Genomic DNA, 24,595 nt, shown 5'->3' with positions numbered 1-24,595 from the left:
ATCTCGTGACGATTGTGCCCTTCGCCGGGTAGATTGAAAACATGGCGACACGTACGACTTCCCCCGCACGTGCGTCGAAAGGAACCTCCCGAGGCTCGTCCTCGGGGACCTCGCGCACGAAGGGTGCGCCTACGGATCCCTCGACGCTTCCACTCCCGGTGCGCGCACTGCGCGTCGGGTACCTTGGCGTTGCCCGCGCTGTCGGCGGCTTCGTTCGAGGCATCGGCATTCAGCGATGGGAGGTGGCTTACGAGGAGCGCCGCGATGGCTTCGCGTTCTTCCTGGGTCTCCTTGCGCTTGTGCTTATCATTCCCGAGTGGTTCCAGGTGCGCGAGTGGGGCTTCGGTTGGATCCACACCGTTGCCGCAAGTTCGTTTGGGGCGATTGCCGTATTGCTCCCCCTGCTTCTCGGGCTCTGGTCGGTTCGCATGTTCCGCAGGCCCGATCTTGTTCACGCCAACGGTCGTCTCTTTGCGGGGCTGCTCATGTTCGTGTTCGCGCTGTGCACGGTTTCGTCGGTAAGCGCGCGCATCCCCACTCCTTCTGACGGCGTGGAAGCGCTTGCACGCGGCGGTGGCGTGTGTGGCTATCTCGTGGCGGCGCCGCTCGCGACCGTCCTGCCTGGCTGGCTGATCGTCACTCTTGGGGTCGTCCTTGCCCTGTTCTCCATTCTCGTGCTCACCGCAACGCCGCTCGGCCAGATCGGCACGCGCCTTGCGGGGGTCTACGGGGCGCTCGTGGGGCGGGGAGAGCGCGAGGAGGCGGAACGCGAGGCCTTCGGCTTGGGCCGACGCCAGCAGGCTCTCCACGCTGCCGAGGACAACACCGAGGGCGGCTCAACGAAGACTCGCCGCCTGAGCGAGGTGCTGCGCCGCAAGAAGCACGGCGGCGATGGCGATACCGAAAATCTCGAGCCGAGCGTCGACCATGACGCCTTCGGCTACGAAGGCGACGGGGCCTATCGCCAGGGCGCCGAGAGCGAGCGCGCCGAGACGACGGCGCTTCCGCGCACCGCGAATAAACAGCGCCCGAAGAGCGCCTCTGCCCCCGCCGCGACCGAGAAGAGCGGCGCCGACACTGCTCCTTACGACTACCTCGACGCTGAGAACAGCCGGAAGAAGGAGTTTCCGAAGGCGGCGAAGCGAGCGTCGGAACTCGAAAATGCCCCGACCGCTCCCGTGCCGAGCGTGCCCGCGCCTGCCCAGCCCACGCGGGAACTCACCCCGCCGAAGGGGGAGGGCCTGAAGGGCCCACACTCGCAGCCCGAGCTCGAGGTCGAGACTGCCTACCCGCTTCCGAGCCCGGACATGCTCGTGGCCGGGCCGCCCGCGAAGGCGCGCTCCGAAGCGAACGATCGCGTGGTTGACGCTCTCGGCGAGGTCTTCGAGCAGTTCAACGTTAACGCCGAGGTCGTGGGTTTCTCGCGCGGCCCGACCGTGACGCGTTACGAGGTCGAGCTCGGCCCCGGTACGAAGGTCGAAAAGGTCACGGCCCTCTCGAACAATATTGCCTACGCGGTCGCGAGTGCCGATGTGCGCATCATTTCGCCGATCCCCGGCAAGAAGGCCATCGGCATCGAGATTCCGAATGCGGACCGCGAAACCGTTGCCCTCGGCGACGTGCTGCGTAGCGGCGTAGCCACCGCCAACGAACACCCCATGGTGATGGGCCTCGGCAAGGATGTCGAGGGCGGATTTGTGATTGCGAATCTCGCGAAGATGCCGCACCTTCTTGTCGCTGGTGCGACGGGCGCCGGTAAGTCGAGCTTCGTGAACTCGATGATCACCTCAATCCTCATGCGCGCAACGCCCGAGGAAGTGCGCATGGTGCTCGTTGACCCGAAGCGCGTTGAGCTCACGATCTACGAAGGCATCCCGCACCTCATTACCCCCATCATCACGAACCCGAAGAAGGCCGCAGAGGCCCTCGAATGGGTCGTGAAGGAAATGGATCACCGCTACGACGATCTCGCCGAATACGGCTTCAAGCACATCGACGATTTCAACAAGGCTGTGCGCGCTGGCCAGGTGAGCCCGCCACCGGGAAGCGAGCGTGTGCTCGCGCCCTACCCGTATCTTCTTGTGGTCGTTGACGAGCTCGCGGACCTCATGATGGTCGCGCCTCGCGACGTCGAAGCCTCGATTCAGCGCATCACGCAGCTCGCGCGCGCCGCCGGCATCCATCTCGTGCTCGCAACGCAGCGTCCGTCGGTTGACGTCGTCACCGGCATCATCAAGGCGAACGTACCCTCGCGCCTCGCCTTCGCGACGAGCTCGCTTCAAGACTCGCGCGTGATCCTCGATACGCCAGGCGCGGAGAAGCTCATCGGCCAGGGCGATGCGCTCTTCCACCCCATGGGCAAGGCGAAGGCCATGCGCGTGCAGGGCTCGTGGGTCAATGAATCCGAGATCCACTCGGTCGTCGACTATGTGAAGGCGCAGGCCAAGCCGCAATATCGCGAGGACGTGCAGCAGGTCGCGCAAAAGAAGCAGATCGACGACGACATTGGCGATGACCTCGAGGTGCTCCTCCAGGCTGCAGAACTTGTGGTCACGACACAGTTCGGTTCGACCTCGATGCTTCAGCGCAAACTCCGCGTGGGCTTCGCGAAGGCGGGGCGCCTCATGGACCTTCTCGAGTCGCGCGAAATTGTCGGCCCGAGCGAGGGGTCGAAGGCTCGCGACGTGCTCGTGCGGCCCGAGGACCTCCCGCGTGCGATCGCACTCCTCAAGGGCGAGGACACGGACCTGTACGAGGATTCGCAGGAGAGCTCCGGCTCAGGGGCGGGGGAGTCCGACGCTTCCCCGGGCTCTGATCGCTACGGACACGATCCGCTCGATCATTCCGACGGCGACGTGAGCCCCCAGTATTACGACGACGATGATGCCGATGGTGAAGACGCCTGGCAGCTCACGGGCCGCTAAAGGCTCGGGGCACGCAGAGAAAGAAGGGACGACGCCATGAGCGCCTCCGAAAACCCGCGCGTTCCGCTGTGGAATATCGCGAACATCCTCACGATGATCCGCATGGTCATGGTGCCGATCTTCGTGATCGTGGCCGCGCTGTACCACGACGACGTCGCCATGCGGTGGGTCATCGCCGCGATCTTCGTGCTCGCGATGCTCACGGACTTCGTCGATGGCTACCTTGCGCGGTCGCGAAATCTCATCACGGATTTCGGCAAGATCATGGATCCAATTGCCGATAAAGCCATGACGGGTGCGGCACTCATCATGCTTTCCGTGTGGGACTATGTTCCGTGGTGGATCACGGTGCTCATTCTGGTGCGCGAGATCGGCATTACCGTCATGCGCTTCACGATCCTCAAGTACGGGGCGCTGCCCGCAAACTTCAGCGGCAAGGCGAAGACGATGATGCAGTCGATCGGCATCACCTTCTGCCTCATGCCCTTCGAACTCCTGTGGCCTCCCGCCTGGTGGATCGGGATCACGCTCATTGTGATCGCCCTCGTACTCACGCTGTGGTCGGGCCTTCGCAACGTGAACGACGGTCTGCGCCTTCGTCGTGAGGCCCTCGCGCAGAACAACGCATAAGAACGATGGGGGCACCGGTTGTGCAGCAAGCGTCGGCACATGCTCTCCTTGCCGCGTGCGAGGAACGCGGGCTGAGCCTCGCGACCGCCGAATCGCTTACGGGCGGGATGCTCGTGGCACGGCTCGTGGATGTGCCGGGCGCGAGCCGGGTTGTGCAGGGTGGTGCATGCACCTATAGCTTTGAGGCGAAAGCCTCTCTGCTGGGGCTCGACCTCACGGATCTGCGAGAAGGTGGTGCCGTGAGGGGCGAGGTGGCGCGTGCCATGGCACGCGGCGCCCGACGTGTGTACGGCGCGGATCTCACGATAGGGACGACGGGCGTTGCGGGACCCGGGAGCGATGAGTACGGCAACCCCGAGGGGCTTGCGTTCGTTGCCGTGAGTGCGCCTGATCGTGAAATTGTGCGTGAAGTACGCCTCAGGGGAACTCGTTCGGAGATCCGTGCGGGAGTGGTGGATTTCGCCATCACGCTCGCGATTGAAGCGCTGACCAGCGAAAACGTGGAAGCGTCGCGCCTTTGACGTGTATGTAACCTGAAAACCGACGCCTCCTCGCGCCATAGGATGGCGGAACAAGAAGAAATGTTCGTGCGTTGAACGGACGTGAACACGAACAAGAATGCGGGGGCCGGTGCCCCCATACAGCGAAACTGGGTGCGAGCCTCGCAGCCACGCCCCACGTCCGTTCTTGGCCGCAGGCCGGCCACAAAGAAGGACATGACACCGACGAGGAAGGGAGAAACTCGCATGGTGCTCTTCCGCCAGGAACTGGGCGGCGTTTTGCGCGATGCGCGCCGCCGCCAGGGAAAGACCCTGCGCCAGGTGTCAGCCGACGCCCGCGTGTCGCTCGGATATTTGAGTGAGATTGAACGTGGCCAAAAGGAAGCGTCGAGCGAACTGCTCGCCTCCGTCACCGAGGCGCTTGGATACCCGATGTCCGTCATCCTTCGCGAGGTTGCCGATCGCGTGGCCCTCGCGGAAGGCATCGTCATTCCCGACACCGTTCCCGCCGAGCTCGAGCGCGGCGTCCAGGGTGCCGAATACGCGCTCGCGCGGTAACTCGCGTGAGGCGAAGCGAGTTTCGCGAGCTCGCGGCCCATGTTTTTGGTAGTGAGCTCGCGCAAACATACTGCCGTGAACTCACGCTTGTTGCCTGCGGAAATCTCAGCGCAAACGAGGCGATCGAAGCCGGCTACCCCGTCAAAGAAGTGTGGCACGCGCTCTGCGATGACATGGATGTCCCGCAGCACAGGCGCTGGGAAGTTCCGCCCGAGGCGCGCCCGAGAGCATAGTGCGCGCGTGAGAGGCGCGACACGAATCGAACACGCGTGCGCCCAAGAGTGTAAATCGAACAGGTGTTCGTTTACGATGGTGCTGTTCGACCTCCACAGTGGCCGTTGCTCCACATCCGCGCCGGGGTCAAGTTTAAATGTCTCACCCACGTCTACCGTTGAGTGTGTCCAGTAAGAGGGCGCCTCGGAACGGGGTGACAAACGAAAGGAACTGCCATGGCAGCTGCCGCCAAGGATCGCGATAAGTCGCTCGAAAATGCGCTCGCGCAGATTGATCGCCAGTTCGGCAAGGGCTCGATTATGCGCCTCGGCGATGACACACGCCCGCCCGTTGAAGTCGTTCCCACAGGATCGGTCGCACTTGACGTGGCGCTCGGCATCGGCGGTCTCCCGCGCGGTCGCGTGGTCGAAATCTACGGCCCGGAATCCAGTGGTAAAACTACGGTCGCTCTCCACGCGATTGCCAATGCACAGCGTGCGGGTGGTATTGCGGCTTTTATCGACGCGGAGCATGCGCTCGATCCGGAATACGCGAAGAAACTCGGCGTTGATATCGACGCGCTTCTCGTGTCGCAGCCGGATACCGGTGAGCAGGCCCTCGAAATCGCCGACATGCTCGTGCGCTCCGGCGCAATCGACGTCCTCGTTGTGGACTCCGTCGCCGCCCTCACGCCGAAAGCGGAAATTGAAGGGGAAATGGGCGATTCCCACGTGGGCCTTCAGGCACGTCTGATGTCGCAAGCGCTCCGTAAGCTCACGGGTGCGCTCTACTCGAGTGGCACGACCGCGATCTTCATCAACCAGCTCCGCGAAAAGATCGGCGTGTTCTTTGGAAGCCCCGAAACCACCACGGGCGGCAAGGCGCTCAAATTCTACGCCTCGGTGCGCATGGACATCCGGCGCATCGAGACCCTCAAGCAGGGCACGGATGCCGTTGGCAACCGCACTCGCGTGAAGATCGTGAAGAACAAGATGGCTCCGCCCTTCAAACAGGCCGAGTTCGACATCCTTTACGGGGAGGGCATCTCGCGCGAAGGCGGCCTCATCGATCTCGGCGTCGAGAACGGCATCGTGCGCAAGTCTGGTGCCTGGTACACGTACGATGGCGACCAGCTCGGCCAGGGCAAGGAAAACGCGCGTCAGTTCCTTAAAGACAACCCGGATCTCGCCGCCGACATCGAGCAGAAGATCCTCATGAAGCTCGGCATCGGTCAGTATGCAGACGAGGCGGCCAAGCAGGCTGCGGCCGATGCGCCTGTGGGGGATGGCGAATTCGTTGACGATGAAGCACCCGCACAAATCTGAGTGCCAGTCCCCACACCCTGAGGGGGAGGGGGACTGGCGCGAGGGCGTCATCGAGGAGCTTGCCGAGCACATCGCCGCGATAGAAGCGGGGGAAGCCGCACCTGGGGAGGGCAGCAACCCGCATCGCGGAGGGGTTTTTCGCGACAGCGATACGGAGAAAGCTGTCGTGAAGGAATGCCGGTATGTGCTCGGCCTTCTTGCCCATCGGAGCAGAAGTGAAGCCGAGATTCGCTCCAAACTTGCTGAGCGTGTGTGTGACGAGGAGATTCTCGAGGAGATCATGCGGCGCCTCGATGGTGCCGGGCTCATCGATGACGAAGCTTTTGCGCGGGCATGGATTGAGCAGCGACGCGCCCATAAGCTCCTCGCGACTGCCGCTCTGAGACGCGAACTTGAGGGCAAGGGCGTTTCGTCGCGCGATATCAACACGGTTCTCGAGGAAGCGGCTCCCTATGACAGTGAAAAGGAGCGCTGCCAGACCCTCGCCCGCGAGCGGCTCGCAAAGGAACTGCGCAAAGGCGGCGGGGCGGAGAGCCTTGATCGTGGGGCAGCTCTACGGCGCATCGGTGGCGCGCTCGCGCGTCGTGGATACTCGGAGAACCTCACGCTCTTCGTGCTCAACCGTGAGCTCGATGCGGCAGGAGTGACCTGGTCCTGATCGATCCCTGTCGAGGGACCCGAACCCGCTACCCGGATGCCTACGGGCATGAAATTTCGTGAGCGTGCTGACGATGTTCAGCACCTGATTTTCTGCAGGGGTTTGAGCCTGAGTGGGAGACAAACTATAAGGGTAGTCGCCGTTTGCATGGATGCGGTGCGTGGTCGTCTGTCGAGACTGCACTCGATTGCAATGTGCGAGGTATTGCGCCCCTTGTAATAGTGGGTTACTATCGGCCCGTGCCACTGTCTCTTTCCCTGTGAAGAAGGTCCACGATGAAATCCCCTCAGGTCTATCGTCATGCCGCCGTGCGAGTGCTTTTCGCGATGGCGCTCGCATGCGTCTTGGTCATGCAATCGTTGCTCGGGGGCGGCTCGGGCGCCCTCGCCGAGCCCGCGAAACCGAACATCGAGATCACGCTCAAACGACTCACCGACGACAATCGGCCAACTGGCTTCAAAAATAGGTACCAGGTAACCGTCAAATGTGAATACCTGAACGGTCAGGAAAGCGAAGACGACTGCCTTACGGGCGGCGTATTGAAGTTTGACGGCGTTCCGGACGGCTGGAACTTCGAAATTGGCGGCAGTGATCAACTCAGTTCCGTTAATAGCGGGCGCCGCACTGCGAATGTCAAAACCATCGGCAAACAGGGGGCGACGTTCTCGTTTGAAGTCTCCGTCACTCCGCCGAACTATGTCACGCCAAACAATACTTCGTGGGACTTGACGGCAAACCTGACTTCGGATCAGCTCAATAACCCGCTGAAGAGCGAAACCATTCACACTACTGCCGTAGCTAACCGAAAACTTAAACTCGATAAGAAGGCGCTTCAGCAGTCAACATGGATTGGCGATACCGTCGTGTGGCAAGTCGCGGCGGACATCAACGATGGTCAGAAATACGAAGGGTTGGGCGTTCACCGGCCGTTGAAGCTGGAGTTTTCTGACGTCCTCCCGATTGGGTTTGAGCCGACTGAGATCCAGTATGCAGGTCAGAACGTCGAATTTACCTACGACAATAAGAACCGAAAGCTGCAATGGTCGGTTGAGGGAATTCAAGTTCCGGAACGTGACAAAGCGAATGACGTATACAAATTTGAGGTGCACACCAAAGTCACCTCTGCAGCCTGTCAGGGGAAGCCTGAACCGTGCGTAGGTAAGTCCGAAAATGCGGTAACGGCAACGGCGCACTATAACGGTGCTGACGATCTCACAGCGGATGCTCAAGCGTCCGTATCTCTCGCGGGGCGCCCGGATGCCGATGGAGTCATTAGTAAGACCGCCCTCGGGGTTTCTGTGAAGGAAGGCGACGAGACCCGAAAGGGCATTTTTCCCCTCCGCTATCAAGACGCCAACGACAAAAACTGGGATGGCAAAGCTTTGTGGCGGACGCCGCAAGAAGCCCACGACGCCGATGACCGTCTCAACGGTGATCGTTCCTCGTTGGTCGCGGGCGGCTATACGGTCGACGTGGCTGTCAAAGAGGGAGACACTCCAGTGAAGGACGGAAGTTCACTGCTTCCGTTGACCCAAAGCTACGAAGACGATGTGCCGTGTATGGATCCGGCGACCGTGCAAGAAGGCGTCTTGTACACGTCCCGGACCGATGGCAAACTTTGCCAGCGCCCTGCGTTTCACGTGACGGCGGTGGAGATCCGTACTGACGCCCCCGGCAGCCTTAGCGTTGGAGACTTCGTGCCGGTCGCCGTTCTGACGGATGGAAGTCGAGTCTCCCTTAAGAAACTGGGGGACGTTGAGGTTGCAGAAAAAGACAAGCCGAAGCGGATTGGCTCCGTGGTGTACTCGGTTCCCGAGAGCGCACGTGGCAAGGTAGCGAGGATCGTTGCTGCACCGGGGCGTCCACTCGACGGGGCAAAAACCTGGAAGATGACGATCGGCGGCTTCGCTGACGAGAAACTCGGCGGCGACGCGATCCTGCGCAATCAGAAAGCGCGAGTGACGGTCACTGCCAACAAGCAAACTAAACCGTTTATCGACGGACGTTCTCCTATTGCAGATTTGCACCTTCTGGGGAGCCTTCATCACGTGGAGAAAACCTGGTTTTCCATTAGAAACCAGTTCGTTCCACTTGAGCCAAACAATGAGGTTTCGAAGGCCGGTATCCGTTGGCAGGTCGATTTCTCCTTCCGTGGCAAGGCGCAGTCGTCTGGAGATATTGTCGTCAGCGACCTCCTTCCGCGCGGCATGGAAATCGTGACCGACCCTTCCAAAATTCATAGAAAAAGTGATATCACGGATGCGGTCTACACCTATGACGAGGCTGAATTCACTCGAGGAGTAAGCGGCGGCGCCTCGAAGCGGAAAGTCGAGACCAAGGTCGTGGAGAACTACCAGGACGGCCGCACGCTCGTGCAGTGGAGGATCCCTCATACGTGGGCCGATCCCGATCCGTCCGGCAATGTCGATGTGGTCGGGCGTTTCCGGTTCGCTGCGCAGCCCCGCTATGCCGGCTCCTATACCAACGATGCGTACCTGACGGATGCGGCGGAGCCAAATTTCCGGTGCGCGTTAGACACGCCCGAGGACGTCCTCAATCTGGATGAGGATAGCGCCACCGCTAAAGCCTGCCACGGCGCCTCTTCCTGGTCGATCGACGCCCCTGCTGGCTATCGAGCGCTCTCACTTGCGAAGGCGGTGAAAGGTCCAGAAGACGCCTCTTTCGCCTACACCCCAAAGAAAGCGGTCGTTCCTGCCAAGGGCGGTCCGGTCACGTATCGCATTGAGGCTACGAACTCTTCGAGCGATGCAACGAACGGACTCGTGTTTTACGACGTGCTCCCGCATAAGGGAGATACGGGTGTGAGCGAGAAACTTGCGGATCAGAGCCGTGGGTCGACGCAGTCTGGCTCGTTCACTGAAATGACGAAGGTCCCTCAGGGAGTGAAGGTCTACTACTCGCCCTCACTGAACCCTTGCCGTCCGGAAGTATTCCCGAATGCCGCCAATAGCGGTTGCGTGAATGACTGGTCGGAAACTGCTCCGAAGAATGTGAAAGCCCTGAAGTTTGTGTATGACGGTGAGCTAAAGCCGAAGCAAACTCTGGCGCTCGAGTACACGATCTCCGTTCCAGTAATGAAACCGACGGATGTGTTGTGGAATTCGGTGGCGGCGAAGGCGAGCTTTGCTAGCGGTCAGTCCTTGCCTCCTGTTGAGGCGCCGAAGGTTGGTGCTGCTCGTGTCGCTCAACCCCAGTTTGCGGTAGAGAAGAAGTCTGGGAAGGCGTCTGCTGAGGATGGTAAGTGGTCCTCCACCTACACGGTGACAGTGAAGAACACGGGGCCGTTTGAGGGGAAGTCTGCTTCAGTGGCGGATACGCCTTCGCTTCCGAAGGGGTTCACACTCTCGGGGGCCAAGGTTGATGGGGCGACGGTTGATGCTAAGTCTGGTTCGTTCCCTGTGACTGATGGTGTGGAGCTTGCGCCGGGTGGGTCGAAGACCTTCAAGGTTGAGATCTCCGGTGACTATAAGGCGGCTGACGTTGATTGGGCGTCGGTGGCGAAGTGTGAGACTGCTGGCGGCGGTTCCGTTACGGGTGGTCTTGTCAATACGGTCACGATGGATGGCGACACCGACGGCACTTCGAACAACGCAGCGTGTAATCCTGTGAAGAAGGCCCCGAAGTTTGCGGTGAAGAAGGAGGCCTCGGGAGAGGCGTCTGCCGCGAACGGCAAGTGGTCCTCGACCTACAAGGTCACGGTGTCGAACACTGGCGAGGTGAAGGGCACCTCGAAGGCTGTGACGGATACGCCAGCGGTTCCTGCTGGTTTCACTGTCTCGGGAGCGAAGGTTGACGGTAAGGATGCCACGCTGACGGACGGCTCGTTCACGGTGACTAATGGTGTTGAGCTTGCCCCTGGTGAGTCGAAGACTTTCACGGTTGTGGTGTCGGGTTCGTTTGATCCGGCACGGGTGAAGGAGTCTGAGGTTCTTCACTGCACCGGCGAGGAAGGTGTTTCGGACGGTAAGGGCTTTGCCAATGGGGTCACGCTCGATGGTGATTCTGACGGCCAAGGCAACAACACGGCCTGCACGACGGTGGAGAAGGCGCCGAAGTTCGCGGTGAAGAAAGAAGCTTCTGGCAAAGCGAACGCTGTGAACGGTAAGTGGTCCTCGACCTACAAGGTGACGGTGACGAATACCGGTGTGCTTGCTGGTAAGTCTCCTGTAGTGACGGATAAACCGGCTGCGCCGAAGGGTTTCTTGATCACGAGTGCGAAGATCGATAAGGGTGAGCCTGTGACGCTGACGAACGGTGAGTTCACCGTGAGTGAGGGTGTTGAGCTTGCTCCTGGTGAGTCGAAGTCGTTCACGGTTGTGGTGTTGGGAACGTATGTTTCTGGTCAGGCTGATGGCGCTGCTGCGTCGCAGTGTGATGCTGCGGTTCAGGATGCATCCAAGGGCGGGTTCTTCAACCAGGTCACGATGAAGGGTGACTCGGATGGTGCGAAGAACAACACTGCCTGCACGACAGTGGAGAAGGCGCCCAAGTTCGCGGTGAAGAAAGAAGCTTCTGGCAAAGCGAACGCTGTGAACGGTAAGTGGTCCTCGACCTACAAGGTGACGGTGACGAATACCGGTGTGCTTGCTGGTAAGTCTCCTGTAGTGACGGATAAACCGGCTGCGCCGAAGGGTTTCTTGATCACGAGTGCGAAGATCGATAAGGGTGAGCCTGTGACGCTGACGAACGGTGAGTTCACCGTGAGTGAGGGTGTTGAGCTTGCTCCTGGTGAGTCGAAGTCGTTCACGGTTGTGGTGTTGGGAACGTATGTTTCTGGTCAGGCTGATGGCGCTGCTGCGTCGCAGTGTGATGCTGCGGTTCAGGATGCATCCAAGGGCGGGTTCTTCAACCAGGTCACGATGAAGGGTGACTCGGATGGTGCGAAGAACAACACTGCCTGCACGACAGTGGAGAAGGCGCCCAAGTTCGCGGTGAAGAAAGAAGCTTCTGGCAAAGCGAACGCTGTGAACGGTAAGTGGTCGTCGACCTACACGGTGACGGTGACGAATACCGGTGTGCTTGCTGGTAAGTCTGCGGCTGTCGTGGATACGCCTTCTGCTCCGGCTGGGTTCCAGGTGGAGAACGTCTCGGTTGACGGTGCGGACGCCACGCTTGAAGATGGCTCGGTGACGGTCACTGATGGTGTTGAGCTTGCTCCTGGTGAGTCGAAGTCGTTCACGGTTGTGGTGTCGGGTTCGTTTGATCCGGCTCAGGTGAAGGAGTCTGAGGTTCTTCAGTGTGCTGGTGATGGTGCTGAGGGTGCTCATGGTTTCGTCAATGGCGTCACGCTCGATGGTGATTCTGATGGCGAGGGCAACAACACGGCCTGCACGACGGTGGAGAAGGCGCCGAAGTTCGCGGTGAAGAAGGAGGCCTCGGGCGAGGCGTCTGCCGTGAATGGTGAGTGGTCCTCGACCTACAAGGTGACGGTGACGAATACCGGTGTGCTTGCTGGTAAGTCTGCGCCTGTTGCGGATACACCGTCGGTTCCTGCTGGTTTCCAGGTGGAAAAGGCCACGGTTCAGCAGGAAGGTGCGGGTGAAGCGACTGAGGTTGCCCTTGAGGACGGCTCGTTCACGGTGACCGATGGTGTTGAACTTGCTCCTGGTGAGTCGAAGTCGTTCACGGTCGTGGTGTCGGGTTCGTTTGATCCTCACCAGGTGAAGGAGTCTGAGGTTCTTCAGTGCGCTGGTGATGGTGCTGAGGGTGCTCATGGCTTCGTCAATGGCGTCACGCTCGATGGTGATTCTGACGGCGAGGGCAACAACACGGCCTGCACGACGGTGGAGAAGGCGCCGAAGTTCGCGGTGAAGAAGGAGGCCTCCGGTGAGGCGTCTGCCGTGAATGGTGAGTGGTCCTCGACCTACACGGTGACGGTGACGAACACCGGTGTGCTTGCTGGTAAGTCTGCGCCTGTTGCGGATACACCGTCGGTTCCTGCTGGTTTCCAGGTGGAAAAGGCCACGGTTCAGCAGGAAGGTGCGGGTGAAGCGACTGAGGTTGCCCTTGAGGACGGCTCGTTCACGGTGACCGATGGTGTTGAACTTGCTCCTGGTGAGTCGAAGTCGTTCACGGTCGTGGTGTCGGGTTCGTTTGATCCTCACCAGGTGAAGGAGTCTGAGGTTCTTCAGTGCGCTGGTGATGGTGCTGAGGGTGCTCATGGCTTCGTCAATGGCGTCACGCTCGATGGTGATTCTGACGGCGAGGGCAACAACACGGCCTGCACGACGGTGGAGAAGGCGCCGAAGTTCGCGGTGAAGAAGGAGGCCTCCGGTGAGGCGTCTGCCGTGAATGGTGAGTGGTCCTCGACCTACACGGTGACGGTGACGAACACCGGTGTGCTTGCTGGTAAGTCTGCGCCTGTTGCGGATACGCCTTCTGCTCCGGCTGGGTTCCAGGTGGAGAAGGTTTCGGTTGACGGTGCTGACGCCACGCTTGAGGATGGCTCGGTGACGGTCACTGAGGGTGTTGAGCTTGCTCCTGGCGAGTCGAAGTCGTTCACGGTCGTGGTCTCTGGTTCGTACAGGCCGGCTGATGCCGATTGGGCAGCCGCGGGTCAGTGTGGTGCTGACGGCGCTGAAGGTGCCCACGGTTTCGTCAACACGGTTGCGATGCCGGGAGATACTGACGGTGAGGACAACAACACGGCGTGCACCACGGTGACGAAGGATCCGGCATTTGCAGTGAAGAAGGAATCGGGCAAGGCGTCTGCTGTGAACGGTGAGTGGTCCTCGACCTACACGGTCACGGTCACGAACACCGGCGAGCGTGCTGGTAAGTCGAAGCCCGTGGCGGACACGCCCCGTGTTCCCGCTGGGTTTACTGTCACGGGTGCGACGGTTGACGGTAAGAGTGTTGCCGTGAAGGACGGTTCGTTTACGGTGACCGATGGTGTTGAGCTCGGTCTTGGTGGCGCGAAGTCGTTCACGGTCGTGCTCTCTGGTTCGTACAGCGCAAACGCTGACTGGGCGAAGGCCTCGAGGTGCGATGCTGATGGCACCACGAGTGGCTTGTTCAACCAGGTGAGCATGGCGGGTGATTCTGATGGTGCGGCTAATAACACGGCGTGCAACACGGTTGAAAAGCCGAAGACGCCTGCCGTTCCGCAGAAGCCGTCGAAGCCGCACAAGCCGGTGTCTGGTTTGCCGCTGCCGCGTACGGGTGCGCCGATTGGTCTGAGTGCTGCGGCTGGTGTGCTCACGGTTCTTGCGGGTTGCGTGATCATGGTGGCTGGGCGCCGCAGCAGGCGCTCGTAGCACCGTAGCGGGCGGGCTAGGAGTCCTGAGAAGGTTTTCTTAGTCCGGCCGTCGGTCACTGCTCGCGCGTGTCACGCACGTGATCGGGGTGGTGTTCTCAGTCCAAGAGACTGCGAACACCACCCTCTTTTGTGGTGCCACCACCCTGGTGGTTACTTCACGTCGGTGGCGCGCACCTGTCGACCCCAAGGGACGCGGAAAGGCCGGATTCAACCTCAAGGCCACGATGGAAGAGGGAAACGAACGCGGCTTGAATTGGCACAACAGGAGTGCCGAGGTGGCGTCCACAACGTCACAGAAAGTTCCGCCTCACGCAGCAAACTACGTATTCTTGATTCACGATGAGCGAAACAGCGATCCTGAACGACAATGACGCGCCGGCGCGCGGCACCTACCAGGTGCGCACGTTCGGCTGCCAAATGAACGTCCACGACTCCGAGCGCCTCACGGGCCTCCTTGAGCAAGCGGGTTACACTCCCGCCGCCGAGGGCGCAGATCCGCTGAACGGCGATGTTGACGTCATCGTGTTCAACACGTGTGCCGTGCGCGAAAACGCCGATAACCGCCTCTACGGCAACCTCGGCCAATTGCGCCCCGCGAAGGATGCGAATCCGAATCTTCAGATCGCCGTGGGCGGTTGCCTCGCCCAAAAGGATCGTTCAATGATTACCGACCGCGCCCCATGGGTCGACGTGGTGTTTGGCACGCACAACATCGGTTCGCTTCCCGTGCTTCTTGATCGCGCACGCGTACAGAAAGAAGCGCAAGTTGAGATTCTCGAGTCGCTCGAGGTATTCCCCTCGACACTGCCCACCAAGCGCGAAAGTGCCTATGCGGGATGGGTGTCGATCTCGGTGGGCTGCAACAACACGTGTACGTTCTGCATCGTCCCTTCGCTACGCGGCAAAGAGAAGGATCGCCGCCCCGGCGAGATCCTCGCTGAAGTTCAGGAGCTCGTGAACCAGGGCGCGCTTGAAGTGACGTTGCTTGGGCAAAACGTCAATTCCTACGGTGTTGAATTCGGTGACCGGGGGGCATTCGCGAAACTTCTTCGCGCATGCGGTGAGATCGAAGGGCTCGAGCGCGTGCGTTTCACGTCGCCGCACCCGGCGATGTTCACCGACGATGTGATCGAGGCGATGGCGGAAACTCCGAACGTGATGCCGCAGCTGCACATGCCCCTCCAGTCGGGAAGCGACGCCGTGCTCAAAGCTATGCGCCGCTCGTACCGCTCGAAGAAGTTCCTCGGGATCCTCGAGAAGGTTCGCGAGAAGATCCCACATGCCGCCATCACGACCGACATCATCGTGGGCTTCCCCGGCGAAACCGAGGAGGACTTCCAAAAAACTCTCGACGTGGTGGAGGCGTCGCGCTTTTCAAGCGCCTTCATGTTCCAGTATTCGCCGCGCCCCGGAACCCCCGCCGCGGAAATGGAGGAGCAGATCCCGAAGGCGGTTGTGCAGGAGCGGTTCGAACGTCTCGTCGCTCTTCAGGACCGCATTTCCGCTGAAGAGAACGCGAAAAAGGTTGGCGCTGAAGTGAACGTGCTCATCGCCGAAGGCGAGGGAGACCGCGATGCCGAGACCCACCGCATTTCGGGCCGAGCCGAAGACGGTCGTCTCGTGCACGTTGCGCTTCCCGAAGGGTATCCAGAGGCGGAAAGGCCACGTCCCGGCGATGTTGTGCGCGCGCGGGTGACCAAAGCTGCGCCGTTTTACCTCATTGCCGATTCGGGCGCCGAGGGCGGAGAGTTCGAGGTGCGTCGCACGCGTGCTGGCGATGCGTGGGAGCGCCGGGAAAATGGCGAGGACGAGCCCGATGCGTGCGGCACTCCCGGTCCCGGCGGACCCGTGAGCCTCGGTCTTCCTCGCCTCAGGCGGCCCGGGAGCTAAGGCACGGCGAGTTTCTGAGGGGTCCGCTCAGGTGTCAGCCTCATCTTGGTCGCTCACTTGCGAGGAGAGACTCGAGAAGAATGCGACCGTGGTCGAGAGAGCGCAGGTGATCGCGCGATCGATCGCCTCGTCGCTCACGCCGTAGTAGTAGTCGAAAACCAGCTCACCGTACACTCCGAGCGCAGAATCGTTCTCGCGGCGCACATAGACTTTTGGCCACATCCGCTCCATGTTCCAGTGGTTACAAAGGCGCGTGGCTTCGAGCTTCTGCTGAACAGAGAGAAGCTCATCCCAGCGCCCGCGAACGACGAGAATGTGCGAGTGCTCGCCCGCGACGGCGAACGTGAAAGGATAGTGGTCGAAGCGTGCGCGAAGAACATTGGGCGTGTCATCGTCTTCGACGAAGGCGTAGCCGAGTCGCTCGAGTGATTCCTCGAGACGTTCAATCGTGAGTTTGTTGCCGGCGGGTGCGGCATCATGCGAGTGGCCGTTCGGCATCGGCTGCCTTTCTGTGTGCCCGGCCCGGTGGCCGGGATGCGACGTTTCGCAACCACGCTACCGATTTTCGGCGCACCGCGCGAAACATCTCGGCGAGATCGAAAGGAGACCACGTGTCTCACCCCGCACAGGGTGGCCAAAGCCACGGGGATGCTGCCCGAGAGAGGCCTCCTCTCCTGGTGATCGCAGGGGCAACGGCGACCGGCAAGAGCGCGCTTGCGATTGACGTCGCTGAGCGGCTCGGCGGTGAGGTGATCAATGCCGACGCCCTCCAGTTCTACCGCGGTATGGATGTCGGGACCGCGAAGGTCACCCCGCGTGAGCGCCGAGGGATTCCCCATCACCTTCTCGACATCCTTCACGTCACCGAAGAAGCAAACGTCGCGACTTTTCAACGCGACGCACGCCGCCTCGCGAACGAGATCCGCGAAAGAGGGAAGCTTCCCGTCATCGTTGGTGGCTCGGGCCTCTACGTGCGCGCCTTCACCGACGTGATGGCCTTTCCGCCGTCGGATCCAGCCGTGCGCTCAGAGATGGAAGCCCATGTGCGCGAGATAGGCACGGCGGCTGCCCACGTCGAGCTCGCCGCGGCAGATCCGGATGCGGCCGCGAAGATTGCGCCGCGAGATGAACGGAGGATCGTGCGCGCCCTCGAAGTCCATCGCTTGACCGGAAAGCCGTTCTCGGCGTTCCTGCCCACCTACACGTTCCACGACCCTGCGATTGCGTACGTTGCCGTGCAACTGGACAGGAGCAAACTCCACAAGCGGGTCGAGGAGCGAGTGCACCGGATGGTGGAGAGCGGGTTTCGCGAGGAAGTGGAGGCCCTCCTTGAAGCAGGAATCGAGCAAGGCACAACGGCGCGCCAGGCGATCGGCTATGCCCAAATGATCGCGCACGTGCGTGGCGAGCTGAGCCTTGAGGCGGCGATCGAGTCGACGATCACGAACACGCGTCGCCTCGTGCGGAAGCAAGACACGTGGTTCCGCCGCGATAAGCGCCTCACGTGGGTTCCGGGGGAGGATTCCGAGGTCGCTCTCGCGATGATCAAGCGCGAGATTGCGCACGCCGCCGCGCACCCCTCCACCGCTGAGGCGTGAGGTCCCGCCCGGGCGTGCCTATGATCGGGCCATGGCCACTGCACCTTCACGCCCTGAATCTCGCAAAGCCCTGAGCTACGCGAGTGCCACCAAAAACGATTTCGTGATGATTGACGACCCCGCGGGTCGCGGAGAGCTCAACAGCGCACGCGTATGCGAGCTCGCCGGCCCTGCAGGTACCGACGGTGTGATTCGCGCGATCCGCACGCGCTGCCTCGGGGACCCGTCGAGCGCGGGTCTCGAGAATCCGCCCGAGTGGTTTATGGACTACCGCAACGCGGACGGCACGATCGCGCAGATGTGCGGTAATGGTGTGCGGGCCTACGCGGCCTTCCTCATGGATCGCGGCTACGTGCAGGATAGGGTGTTCGACGTGATGACCCGCGCGGGCGTGCGCACCGTTGAGGTGCTCGAGGATGGCCCAGTGTGGCGAGTACGCGTGGGAATGGGACCCGCCACAGTCGAGGGGACGACGCGAATCGTGCGGGTGAGTGACCGATTCCTTGAGGGGACCGATGTCAACGTTGGCAACCCCCACACGGTCGTCGAATTGCCCGAAAATCTTGAACTCGAGAAACTCGACCTTGCCGAGCGCCCTGATCTTGAGCCCGAGCCCGAAAACGGTACGAATATCGAGTTCGTCGAGACGAAGGGAAAGAGGCACGTCGCCATGCGCGTTTTCGAGAGGGGCGTGGGGGAGACCCTCTCGTGCGGAACGGGCGCGACCGCGGTCGTGGCCGCGCTTGCGGCGGCGCGCGGAGACGAGACGCGCGAGCCGTGGCTCGTGGACGTGCGCGGAGGGCGCCTCGAGATCGGCTGGGATGCTTACGGAAACATGACCCTCACGGGCCCTGCGGAGCTCGGCGATCTCAAGGCCGGCGGTCCCGCCCGAGCGCGCGGGGAACACGAGGGCTAGGCAAGCGTCGGAATTCCGACGCCACCCGTGCCACCGCGCTTGTCTAGCCTTCCGAACGCTCCGGGCCCACCGCGAGCAAGCGAAAGCCCTTCGAGGAGTGGACCTTTTCGACCGGGCGTGCGGGGAACTGCTTTTCCATCCACGTGGCGAGCGAATCGGCACCGAGGTTCTTGCCCACCACCATCGCGGCGCTTCCCGAGCTGTGAAGCTGCCCGATCCACCGCGTGAGAAGGGCGTGGAGTTCGCTCTTGCCGATGCGGATCGGGGGGTTCGACCAGAGCGCATCGAAGCGCGCGCTCGTAGGGATGTCTTCGGGAGCGGCGACCGTGACGTTCGTGAGGCCAAGACGCTTAGCATTCTCGCGAGTGATGGTGCGCGCGTGGGGATTGACGTCGATTGCCGTGACATGGCAGTCAGGCTGGAGCAATGCGAGGCTCAAGGCAATCGGCCCCCAGCCACAGCCGACATCGAGAATCTCGCTGCCCGGCGTGATCGGCGCAAAAAGATCCGTGTGCGCGAGAAGAACCGCCGTGGCCTTATCCAGCCCGTCGAAGCTGAAGAGCCCTTTTGCGCTCACGAGGCTTCGCTCGGCACCTGCGAGGTGCACGCGCAGGGCGCGGTGTTCGAGGTCTTTGCCGGGCGTGGGGGAGAAATAGTGGGCGTGGCTTGTCACAGTGAGGAGTGTAGTGGCGCAGCACGCGAAAAGCTCCCCTTGGCGGGAAGGACGTGACACACTTATACGCATGCCTCATGCGAGGCCCCGCACGAGAGAATCTGGAGTACACGCGCACTTGACCCCCTTCGTCCCCGATCACGAGTTCGAGACCCCCAACGCACCGCGCGAGGCAGTGGAGCCTGAAGGTGCGAGCAGTGGAGCGCGCGAAGCTTCGATCATGGAGCGCGTGCTCTCGAGAGGTGACGCGTCGATCTCGGCGACCACATATGAGAGCGATGCCGATGGCGAACAGCTCGATCTTGCCGAGCGTCACTCGCTTCGTCGCGTCGACCAGCTCCGTACCGATCTCGAGGATGTCACCGAGGTCGAGTACCGCGAGCTTCGACTCGAAAACGTGGTACTCGCGGGCCTTTTCACGACCGGCAACGTTGAAGACGCTGAAAACTCCATGCGTGAACTCGCCGCACTCGCCGAAACTGCCGGTTCGCGGGTTCTCGACGGTGTGATGCAGCGCCGCGCTCATCCTGACCCCGCGACCTTCCTCGGCTCTGGCAAGGCGAAAGAGCTCGCCGAGATCGTCGCTGATCTTCGGGCCGATACGGTGATCTGCGACGGCCAGCTTGCCCCGTCGCAGCGCCGTGCGCTCGAGGACATCATCAAAGTCAAGGTCATCGATCGCACCGCGCTCATCCTCGACATCTTCGCCCAGCATGCGAAGTCCCGCGAAGGTAAAGCCCAGGTGGAGCTCGCGCAGCTCGAATATCTCCTCCCGCGCCTTCGCGGTTGGGGCGAATCAATGTCCCGGCAAGCGGGCGGCCGCGTTGCGGGCGGCGCGGGGATTGGCTCGCGCGGCCCCGGCGAAACGAAAATCGAACTCGATCGCCGGCGCATCCGCACGCGTATGGCGAAACTCAGGCGCGATATCAAGGCGATGGCACCTTCGCGCGAAGCGAAGCGCGCTGACCGCAAGCGCAACAAGGTCCCCTCTGTTGCGATCGCGGGCTACACGAACGCCGGGAAGTCCTCGCTTCTCAACCGGCTCACGGGTGCCGGCGTCCTCGTAGAGAACGCCCTCTTTGCCACACTCGACCCGACAGTGCGGCGATCGGTGACGCCTGACGGCCGTGAATTTACATTTGCGGATACCGTTGGATTCGTGCGCTCTCTGCCCACCGAGCTCGTGGAGGCGTTCCGCTCCACACTCGAAGAAGTTGCCGGGGCGGATCTGCTTTTGCACGTCGTCGATGCCTCCCACCCCGACCCGGAGGGGCAGATTCGCGCGGTCCGTGCCGTGCTCTCCGATATCGACGGCTTTGACGTGCCCGAGATTGTGGCCCTCAACAAAGCTGATCTCGCGAGCCCCGAAACTCTCGCGCGGCTCCGCTCGCAAGTGGAGCATTCGGCAGTCGTCTCGGCACGCACGGGTGAGGGAATTGAAGAGCTACGCGCACTGATCGCCGACATGCTTCCGCGCCCCTCGGTCGAAGTCGATATCGTCGTGCCCTACACCCGAGGTGACCTCGTCTCGCGTGTGCACACCCAGGGCGAACTCATGAGCGAGGAGTTTCTTCCCGAGGGCACGCGCCTTGTGGCACGAGTCGACGAATCCCTGGCCGCCGATCTCGCTTCCGCGCGCCAGTGAACGATTCGGATCCGGGGCTCGAGAAGCTGCTCTCCGCGGCTGTCGAAGCGGTCGGAGGAGCCGATAGGCCCGGGCAGCGCGCCATGGCCAGCGCGATCGAACGCAGCATCGATCTTCGCCGGCACCTCATCGCTCAGGCAGGCACCGGTACGGGCAAGTCGCTCGCCTACCTCGTCCCCGCACTCAAGCGTGCCGTCGAGCGCGGAACACCCGTCGTCATTACCACCGCGACCCTCGCGCTTCAGAGTCAGATCGTCGCGAAGGACCTCCCGCGCATCGTCGAGGCGCTCGGAACCGACCTCGGCCGCGTGCCCAGTTACAGCCTCCTCAAGGGACGCGGCAACTACGTGTGCCTCCACAAACTTGAGGGAGGCTACCCCGATGATCTCGACCCCGGAGCCCTCTTCGCCGAAGCGTCCGTGACGGGCGTGAAGCATGACTCCGAACGCCTCGGTGCGCAGGTGCAGCGCCTTCGCGAGTGGGCGCAGGCAACCGACACCGGTGACCGCGACGAGCTCGACACACCCGTGTCGGACCGCGCTTGGCGGCAGGTTTCTGTCACTGGTTCGCAATGCATCGGCACGTCGTGCCCGTTTCACGACGAGTGCTTTGCCGAACGCAACAGGGCGCTCGCACGCGAAGCAGATGTCGTGGTGACGAACCACGCCCTCTACGCGATCGATGCTTTTGACGGGCATGGAATCATCCCCGAACACGATGTGGTGATCGTGGATGAGGCTCACGAGTTCGTGGATCGCGTGACGTCCTCAGTGACCGAATCACTTCACCAGGGTGCTATCCGCGGGGCCGTGCGCGAGCTGCGAAGGCTCGGGATCACGGCCATTGAACTCGACGATGCGGGAGTGGCCCTCGAAGAGGCGCTCTCGCCGCTTCCCGATGGACGCGTGCGCGGCGAGCTCGAACCCCGACTTCGCGACACGCTCACGATCATTCGCGCCGAAGCTGAATCTGCGCGCGATGACGTGAAAAATGCCGGCGATGCCGCCGAGATATCAACGGCGGGTGCCCGGGCCTCGGTGCGCGCGAGGCTTGCCGAAATCCTCAACGTGTGCGACCGACTTCTCGACCCGCATGAGGACGACGTCATCTACCTCAACCACAGTGAAGCTCTCGGCCGAACCTTTATCGACGTCGCCCCGCTCAGCGTTGCGGGCCTCGTCAAGCACGGCATCCTCGATGAGCGCACCGCCATTTTCACCTCGGCAACGCTCGCCTTCAACGGGCGGTTCGATAGCGCCGCATACTCGTTCGGGCTTCGCGGTGAGAAGCGGGCGGAGCTCGAGAGTGATGTGGGAGCGAGCAGTGGAGAAGGGCCGCGCGAGTGGTGGTCGGCGCTCGATGTTGGTTCGCCATTCGCCTATGCGCGGCAGGGAATTCTGTACGTCGCCTCCCATTTGCCGGCACCGGGTCGCGACGGCACCTCGAGTGAGATGCTCGAGCACATCGTCGAACTCATCGAAGCTTCCGGGGGTGGGGCGCTTGGGCTCTTTTCGTCTCGGCGAGCAGCTGAGGAGGCCGCGGAGTATGTCCGACGGATGACGGGCCGGACAGTGCTGCTTCAGGGGGAAGATTCGAACGCGGCGCTCGCGGCGAGGTTCCGGGAAAGCCGTGACGCGTGTCTTTTTGGAACGCGGACCTTCTGGCAGGGCATCGACGTTGCGGGGCAGGCGTGCCGGCTCGTGATTATTGATCGGATCCCGTTCCCACGGCCGGATGACCCGCTCGCTTCGGCGCGTCAGGAGCGGCTTGCACGGCTCGGACGCAATGGTTTTTACGAGGTTGCAGTGCGATCCGCGGCGTTGAGCATGGCACAGGGCGCGGGGCGCCTGATCCGCACGGAAACCGATCGCGGGATGGTTGCGGTGCTCGACTCGCGGCTCGCCACGAAGTCCTACGGTTCGGCGATTCGCCAGGCAATCCCGCCGCTGTGGGCCACGCGTGAGCCGGAAGTGGCGATTGCCGCGCTCGAACGATTGCGCTCCGAGCTCTCCGAGTAGCTGCGGATCAGACCGAGGACTAGATCGAGGACTAGACCGAGCGGAGAACGGCGACGACCTTGCCGAGGATTTCGGCTTCGTCGCCGAGGATTGGTGTGAAGGCCGGGTTGTGGGGCATGAGCCATACGTGGCCATCGCTGCGGGCGAAGGTTTTCACGGTCGCCTCACCGTCGATCATGGCCGCGACGATTTCGCCTTTTTCCGCCACTTTCTGCTGGCGCACAACAACCCAGTCGCCGTCGCAAATAGCGGCATCGATCATCGAATCGCCCTGAACCTTGAGAAGGAAGAGCTCCCCATCACCCACGAGCTGCGCGGGTAGGGCGAAGACGTCCTCCACCTGTTCTTCCGCGGTGATCGGGATTCCTGCGGCAATAGTGCCCACGAGCGGGACGTTGACGGCGGGGGAACCCGGTGCGTCGTACTCGCTCGGGAGTGGGTCACCCTCATCGTCCATATCGACGAGCCAAAGCGTGCGAGGGCGTTTCGGGTCTTTGCGGATATAGCCCTTGCGCTCAAGCTCGGAAAGCTGATGTGAGACCGACGACGGCGACTGAAGGCCGACGGCTTCACCGATTTCGCGCATCGTGGGTGCGTATCCGTTCGCGCGAATGGACCGCGCGATCGTGTCGAGGATGCGCTGCTGGCGTTCGGTGAGAGCCGGGGAGCCGGCTGAGGTGCCGTGTGCAGAGGAGGCCATGCGCCGATCCTTTCGGTGGGGCGAGTTTAAATGTCTCACCCCCGTTGTTGAGTGGAGGCGTACCTCAAAGGTACCGGAACAGAACGCTTGTTCCAAACAGGTGTTCGAAAATGTCTTGACTTTTTCGAACGCTTGATCGTACGCTCGTCATATCGTCAATCGAACAAGGATTCTAAAAATGAGCACTTCTACGTATAGCGCCCAGCCGGTTCGAAAGAATGTTCGCCTTCGTCTTACGCGCCGTGGCCGCGTCGCCGTCGTCGCACTGGTCACCTTCGTCCTTGCTGCCGTCGTTCTCGTTGCCGGCGCAGTCGCGCTCTCGCCCTCCGCGGCCGCGGGCGACGATGGCGCAATGGCATACACGACCGTCCGAGTTGAGGAGGGGCAGAGCCTCTGGGGTATCGCGTCGAGCAGCGCGCCCGCAGGAACTGATGTGCGTGATTACCTCATGCTGGTCCAGGACATCAACAATCTCGAAGGATCGGTGATCCATCCGGGTCAGGAGCTCGCCCTCCCGAACCTTTAGGCCCCGGCCGCATGGCGCCTGTTGACAGGCACCCTGGTAGAATTGCGGGGTGCATTGCCCTTTTTGTAGGAATGAAGATTCGCGCGTTGTGGACTCGCGAACCGCTGACGACGGCATGACCATCCGCCGCCGTCGGCAGTGCCCCGCATGCAATAAGCGGTTCAGTACAACGGAATCGGCGTCGCTCGCCGTGCACAAGCGCTCCGGAGTGAGCGAACCGTTCTCGCGATCGAAAGTGATTTCGGGGGTACGGAAGGCCTGCCAGGAGAGGCCGGTGACCGACGACCAACTCGCGGTGCTAGCGCAGCGCGTTGAGGAAGCGATTCGCCTCAAGGGCGTCTCCGAGATCGATGCTCACGACGTGGGCCTCGCGATTCTTCAACCGCTCAAGGAACTTGACCTCGTTGCCTACTTGCGTTTTGCGAGCGTGTATCGCGGATTCGATTGCCTTGAAGACTTCGAGGCGGCCATTGAAGAGCTACGAGCCGAGAGCGAAGACTCTTCGCCGCGCTAGAAGCGGAACCGCGAAGCCTGAGATTCCT

At 61.8% G+C, this 24,595-nt stretch carries 18 protein-coding genes; 15 read left to right on the top strand and 3 right to left on the bottom strand.

Annotation, left to right across the window (positions count from 1 at the left end):
• The first annotated feature begins 41 nt into the window (after positions 1-41).
• The 9 genes from DAD186_RS08055 to miaB all read left to right on the top strand — a co-directional run bounded on the left by DAD186_RS08055 (position 42) and on the right by miaB (position 15,977).
• Positions 42-2,924, top strand: a complete 2,883-nt coding sequence (locus DAD186_RS08055) for an FtsK/SpoIIIE family DNA translocase (protein ID WP_065248224.1) — start codon at positions 42-44, stop codon at positions 2,922-2,924.
• A gap of 36 nt (positions 2,925-2,960) precedes the next feature.
• Positions 2,961-3,554, top strand: coding sequence for a CDP-diacylglycerol--glycerol-3-phosphate 3-phosphatidyltransferase (pgsA, locus tag DAD186_RS08050; protein ID WP_065248223.1), 594 nt, complete (start codon positions 2,961-2,963; stop codon positions 3,552-3,554).
• A gap of 5 nt (positions 3,555-3,559) precedes the next feature.
• On the top strand, positions 3,560-4,075 hold the full coding sequence (locus DAD186_RS08045; protein ID WP_065248222.1) for a CinA family protein: 516 nt from the start codon (positions 3,560-3,562) through the stop codon (positions 4,073-4,075).
• Positions 4,076-4,300: 225 nt separating this feature from the next.
• A complete protein-coding gene (locus DAD186_RS08040; protein WP_065248806.1) occupies positions 4,301-4,612 on the top strand; it encodes a helix-turn-helix domain-containing protein in 312 nt (103 codons plus the stop codon).
• A gap of 5 nt (positions 4,613-4,617) precedes the next feature.
• Complete coding sequence (locus DAD186_RS08035) at positions 4,618-4,845, top strand: DUF3046 domain-containing protein (RefSeq protein ID WP_065248221.1); 228 nt, start codon at positions 4,618-4,620, stop codon at positions 4,843-4,845.
• A gap of 216 nt (positions 4,846-5,061) precedes the next feature.
• Positions 5,062-6,150: a recombinase RecA gene (recA, locus tag DAD186_RS08030; protein ID WP_065248220.1), complete on the top strand. Its 1,089-nt coding sequence runs from the start codon at positions 5,062-5,064 to the stop codon at positions 6,148-6,150.
• Positions 6,128-6,808 (top strand): regulatory protein RecX, encoded by a 681-nt coding sequence (locus tag DAD186_RS08025; RefSeq protein ID WP_065248219.1) that lies wholly within the window; start codon positions 6,128-6,130, stop codon positions 6,806-6,808. The genes recA and DAD186_RS08025 overlap by 23 nt, the downstream gene beginning before the upstream one ends.
• A gap of 275 nt (positions 6,809-7,083) precedes the next feature.
• Complete coding sequence (locus tag DAD186_RS08020; RefSeq protein ID WP_065248218.1) at positions 7,084-14,085, top strand: COG1361 family protein; 7,002 nt, start codon at positions 7,084-7,086, stop codon at positions 14,083-14,085.
• 341 nt (positions 14,086-14,426) lie between these two features.
• Positions 14,427-15,977 (top strand): tRNA (N6-isopentenyl adenosine(37)-C2)-methylthiotransferase MiaB, encoded by a 1,551-nt coding sequence (miaB, locus tag DAD186_RS08015; RefSeq protein ID WP_065248217.1) that lies wholly within the window; start codon positions 14,427-14,429, stop codon positions 15,975-15,977.
• Between the two features lie 27 nt (positions 15,978-16,004).
• Here the strand turns inward: miaB and DAD186_RS08010 are convergent, their stop codons facing one another.
• Positions 16,005-16,475 (bottom strand): type III secretion system chaperone family protein, encoded by a 471-nt coding sequence (locus tag DAD186_RS08010; RefSeq protein ID WP_065248216.1) that lies wholly within the window; start codon positions 16,473-16,475, stop codon positions 16,005-16,007.
• A gap of 113 nt (positions 16,476-16,588) precedes the next feature.
• On the opposite strand from DAD186_RS08010, the gene miaA reads away from it, so the two are divergent.
• Both miaA and dapF read left to right on the top strand, forming a co-directional pair.
• Complete coding sequence (miaA, locus tag DAD186_RS08005) at positions 16,589-17,575, top strand: tRNA (adenosine(37)-N6)-dimethylallyltransferase MiaA (protein WP_065248215.1); 987 nt, start codon at positions 16,589-16,591, stop codon at positions 17,573-17,575.
• 31 nt (positions 17,576-17,606) lie between these two features.
• Positions 17,607-18,491, top strand: coding sequence for a diaminopimelate epimerase (dapF, locus tag DAD186_RS08000; RefSeq protein WP_065248214.1), 885 nt, complete (start codon positions 17,607-17,609; stop codon positions 18,489-18,491).
• A 43-nt stretch (positions 18,492-18,534) separates the two neighbouring features.
• Here the strand turns inward: dapF and DAD186_RS07995 are convergent, their stop codons facing one another.
• Positions 18,535-19,164, bottom strand: a complete 630-nt coding sequence (locus DAD186_RS07995) for a class I SAM-dependent methyltransferase (protein ID WP_065248213.1) — start codon at positions 19,162-19,164, stop codon at positions 18,535-18,537.
• 220 nt (positions 19,165-19,384) lie between these two features.
• Between DAD186_RS07995 and hflX the strand changes: the two genes are divergently transcribed.
• Positions 19,385-20,809 carry a GTPase HflX gene (gene hflX, locus DAD186_RS07990; RefSeq protein ID WP_236886306.1) on the top strand — a complete coding sequence of 475 codons (1,425 nt, stop codon included), beginning with the start codon at positions 19,385-19,387 and terminating at the stop codon, positions 20,807-20,809.
• Entirely contained in the window at positions 20,806-22,827 is a 2,022-nt protein-coding gene (locus tag DAD186_RS07985; protein WP_065248212.1) for an ATP-dependent DNA helicase, read from the top strand. The genes hflX and DAD186_RS07985 overlap by 4 nt, the downstream gene beginning before the upstream one ends.
• Before the next feature lie 31 nt (positions 22,828-22,858).
• Here the strand turns inward: DAD186_RS07985 and lexA are convergent, their stop codons facing one another.
• Positions 22,859-23,527 carry a transcriptional repressor LexA gene (gene lexA, locus DAD186_RS07980; RefSeq protein ID WP_065248211.1) on the bottom strand — a complete coding sequence of 223 codons (669 nt, stop codon included), beginning with the start codon at positions 23,525-23,527 and terminating at the stop codon, positions 22,859-22,861.
• A 178-nt stretch (positions 23,528-23,705) separates the two neighbouring features.
• On the opposite strand from lexA, the gene DAD186_RS07975 reads away from it, so the two are divergent.
• Together DAD186_RS07975 and nrdR are read left to right on the top strand one after the other, a co-directional pair.
• On the top strand, positions 23,706-24,053 hold the full coding sequence (locus DAD186_RS07975; RefSeq protein WP_065248210.1) for a LysM peptidoglycan-binding domain-containing protein: 348 nt from the start codon (positions 23,706-23,708) through the stop codon (positions 24,051-24,053).
• A 49-nt stretch (positions 24,054-24,102) separates the two neighbouring features.
• A complete protein-coding gene (gene nrdR, locus DAD186_RS07970) occupies positions 24,103-24,567 on the top strand; it encodes a transcriptional regulator NrdR (RefSeq protein WP_065248209.1) in 465 nt (154 codons plus the stop codon).
• Positions 24,568-24,595 lie beyond the last annotated feature (28 nt).

Source organism: Dermabacter vaginalis (genome assembly GCF_001678905.1).
Classification (GTDB): Bacteria; Actinomycetota; Actinomycetes; order Actinomycetales; family Dermabacteraceae; genus Dermabacter; species Dermabacter vaginalis.
Note: the sequence above shows the minus strand (reverse complement) of the source record. Positions and strands in the feature narration are given on the sequence as shown.

Coding starts and splice junctions, on each gene's coding strand:
- DAD186_RS08055 (WP_065248224.1), top strand. CDS start 42: ATGGCGACACGTACGACTTCCCCCGCACGTGCGTCGAAAGGAACCTCC.
- lexA (WP_065248211.1), bottom strand. CDS start 23,527: ATGGCCTCCTCTGCACACGGCACCTCAGCCGGCTCCCCGGCTCTCACC.
- DAD186_RS08020 (WP_065248218.1), top strand. CDS start 7,084: ATGAAATCCCCTCAGGTCTATCGTCATGCCGCCGTGCGAGTGCTTTTC.
- pgsA (WP_065248223.1), top strand. CDS start 2,961: ATGAGCGCCTCCGAAAACCCGCGCGTTCCGCTGTGGAATATCGCGAAC.
- miaB (WP_065248217.1), top strand. CDS start 14,427: ATGAGCGAAACAGCGATCCTGAACGACAATGACGCGCCGGCGCGCGGC.
- DAD186_RS08010 (WP_065248216.1), bottom strand. CDS start 16,475: ATGCCGAACGGCCACTCGCATGATGCCGCACCCGCCGGCAACAAACTC.
- DAD186_RS07975 (WP_065248210.1), top strand. CDS start 23,706: ATGAGCACTTCTACGTATAGCGCCCAGCCGGTTCGAAAGAATGTTCGC.
- DAD186_RS08045 (WP_065248222.1), top strand. CDS start 3,560: ATGGGGGCACCGGTTGTGCAGCAAGCGTCGGCACATGCTCTCCTTGCC.
- dapF (WP_065248214.1), top strand. CDS start 17,607: ATGGCCACTGCACCTTCACGCCCTGAATCTCGCAAAGCCCTGAGCTAC.
- hflX (WP_236886306.1), top strand. CDS start 19,385: ATGGAGCGCGTGCTCTCGAGAGGTGACGCGTCGATCTCGGCGACCACA.
- recA (WP_065248220.1), top strand. CDS start 5,062: ATGGCAGCTGCCGCCAAGGATCGCGATAAGTCGCTCGAAAATGCGCTC.
- DAD186_RS08025 (WP_065248219.1), top strand. CDS start 6,128: ATGAAGCACCCGCACAAATCTGAGTGCCAGTCCCCACACCCTGAGGGG.
- DAD186_RS08040 (WP_065248806.1), top strand. CDS start 4,301: ATGGTGCTCTTCCGCCAGGAACTGGGCGGCGTTTTGCGCGATGCGCGC.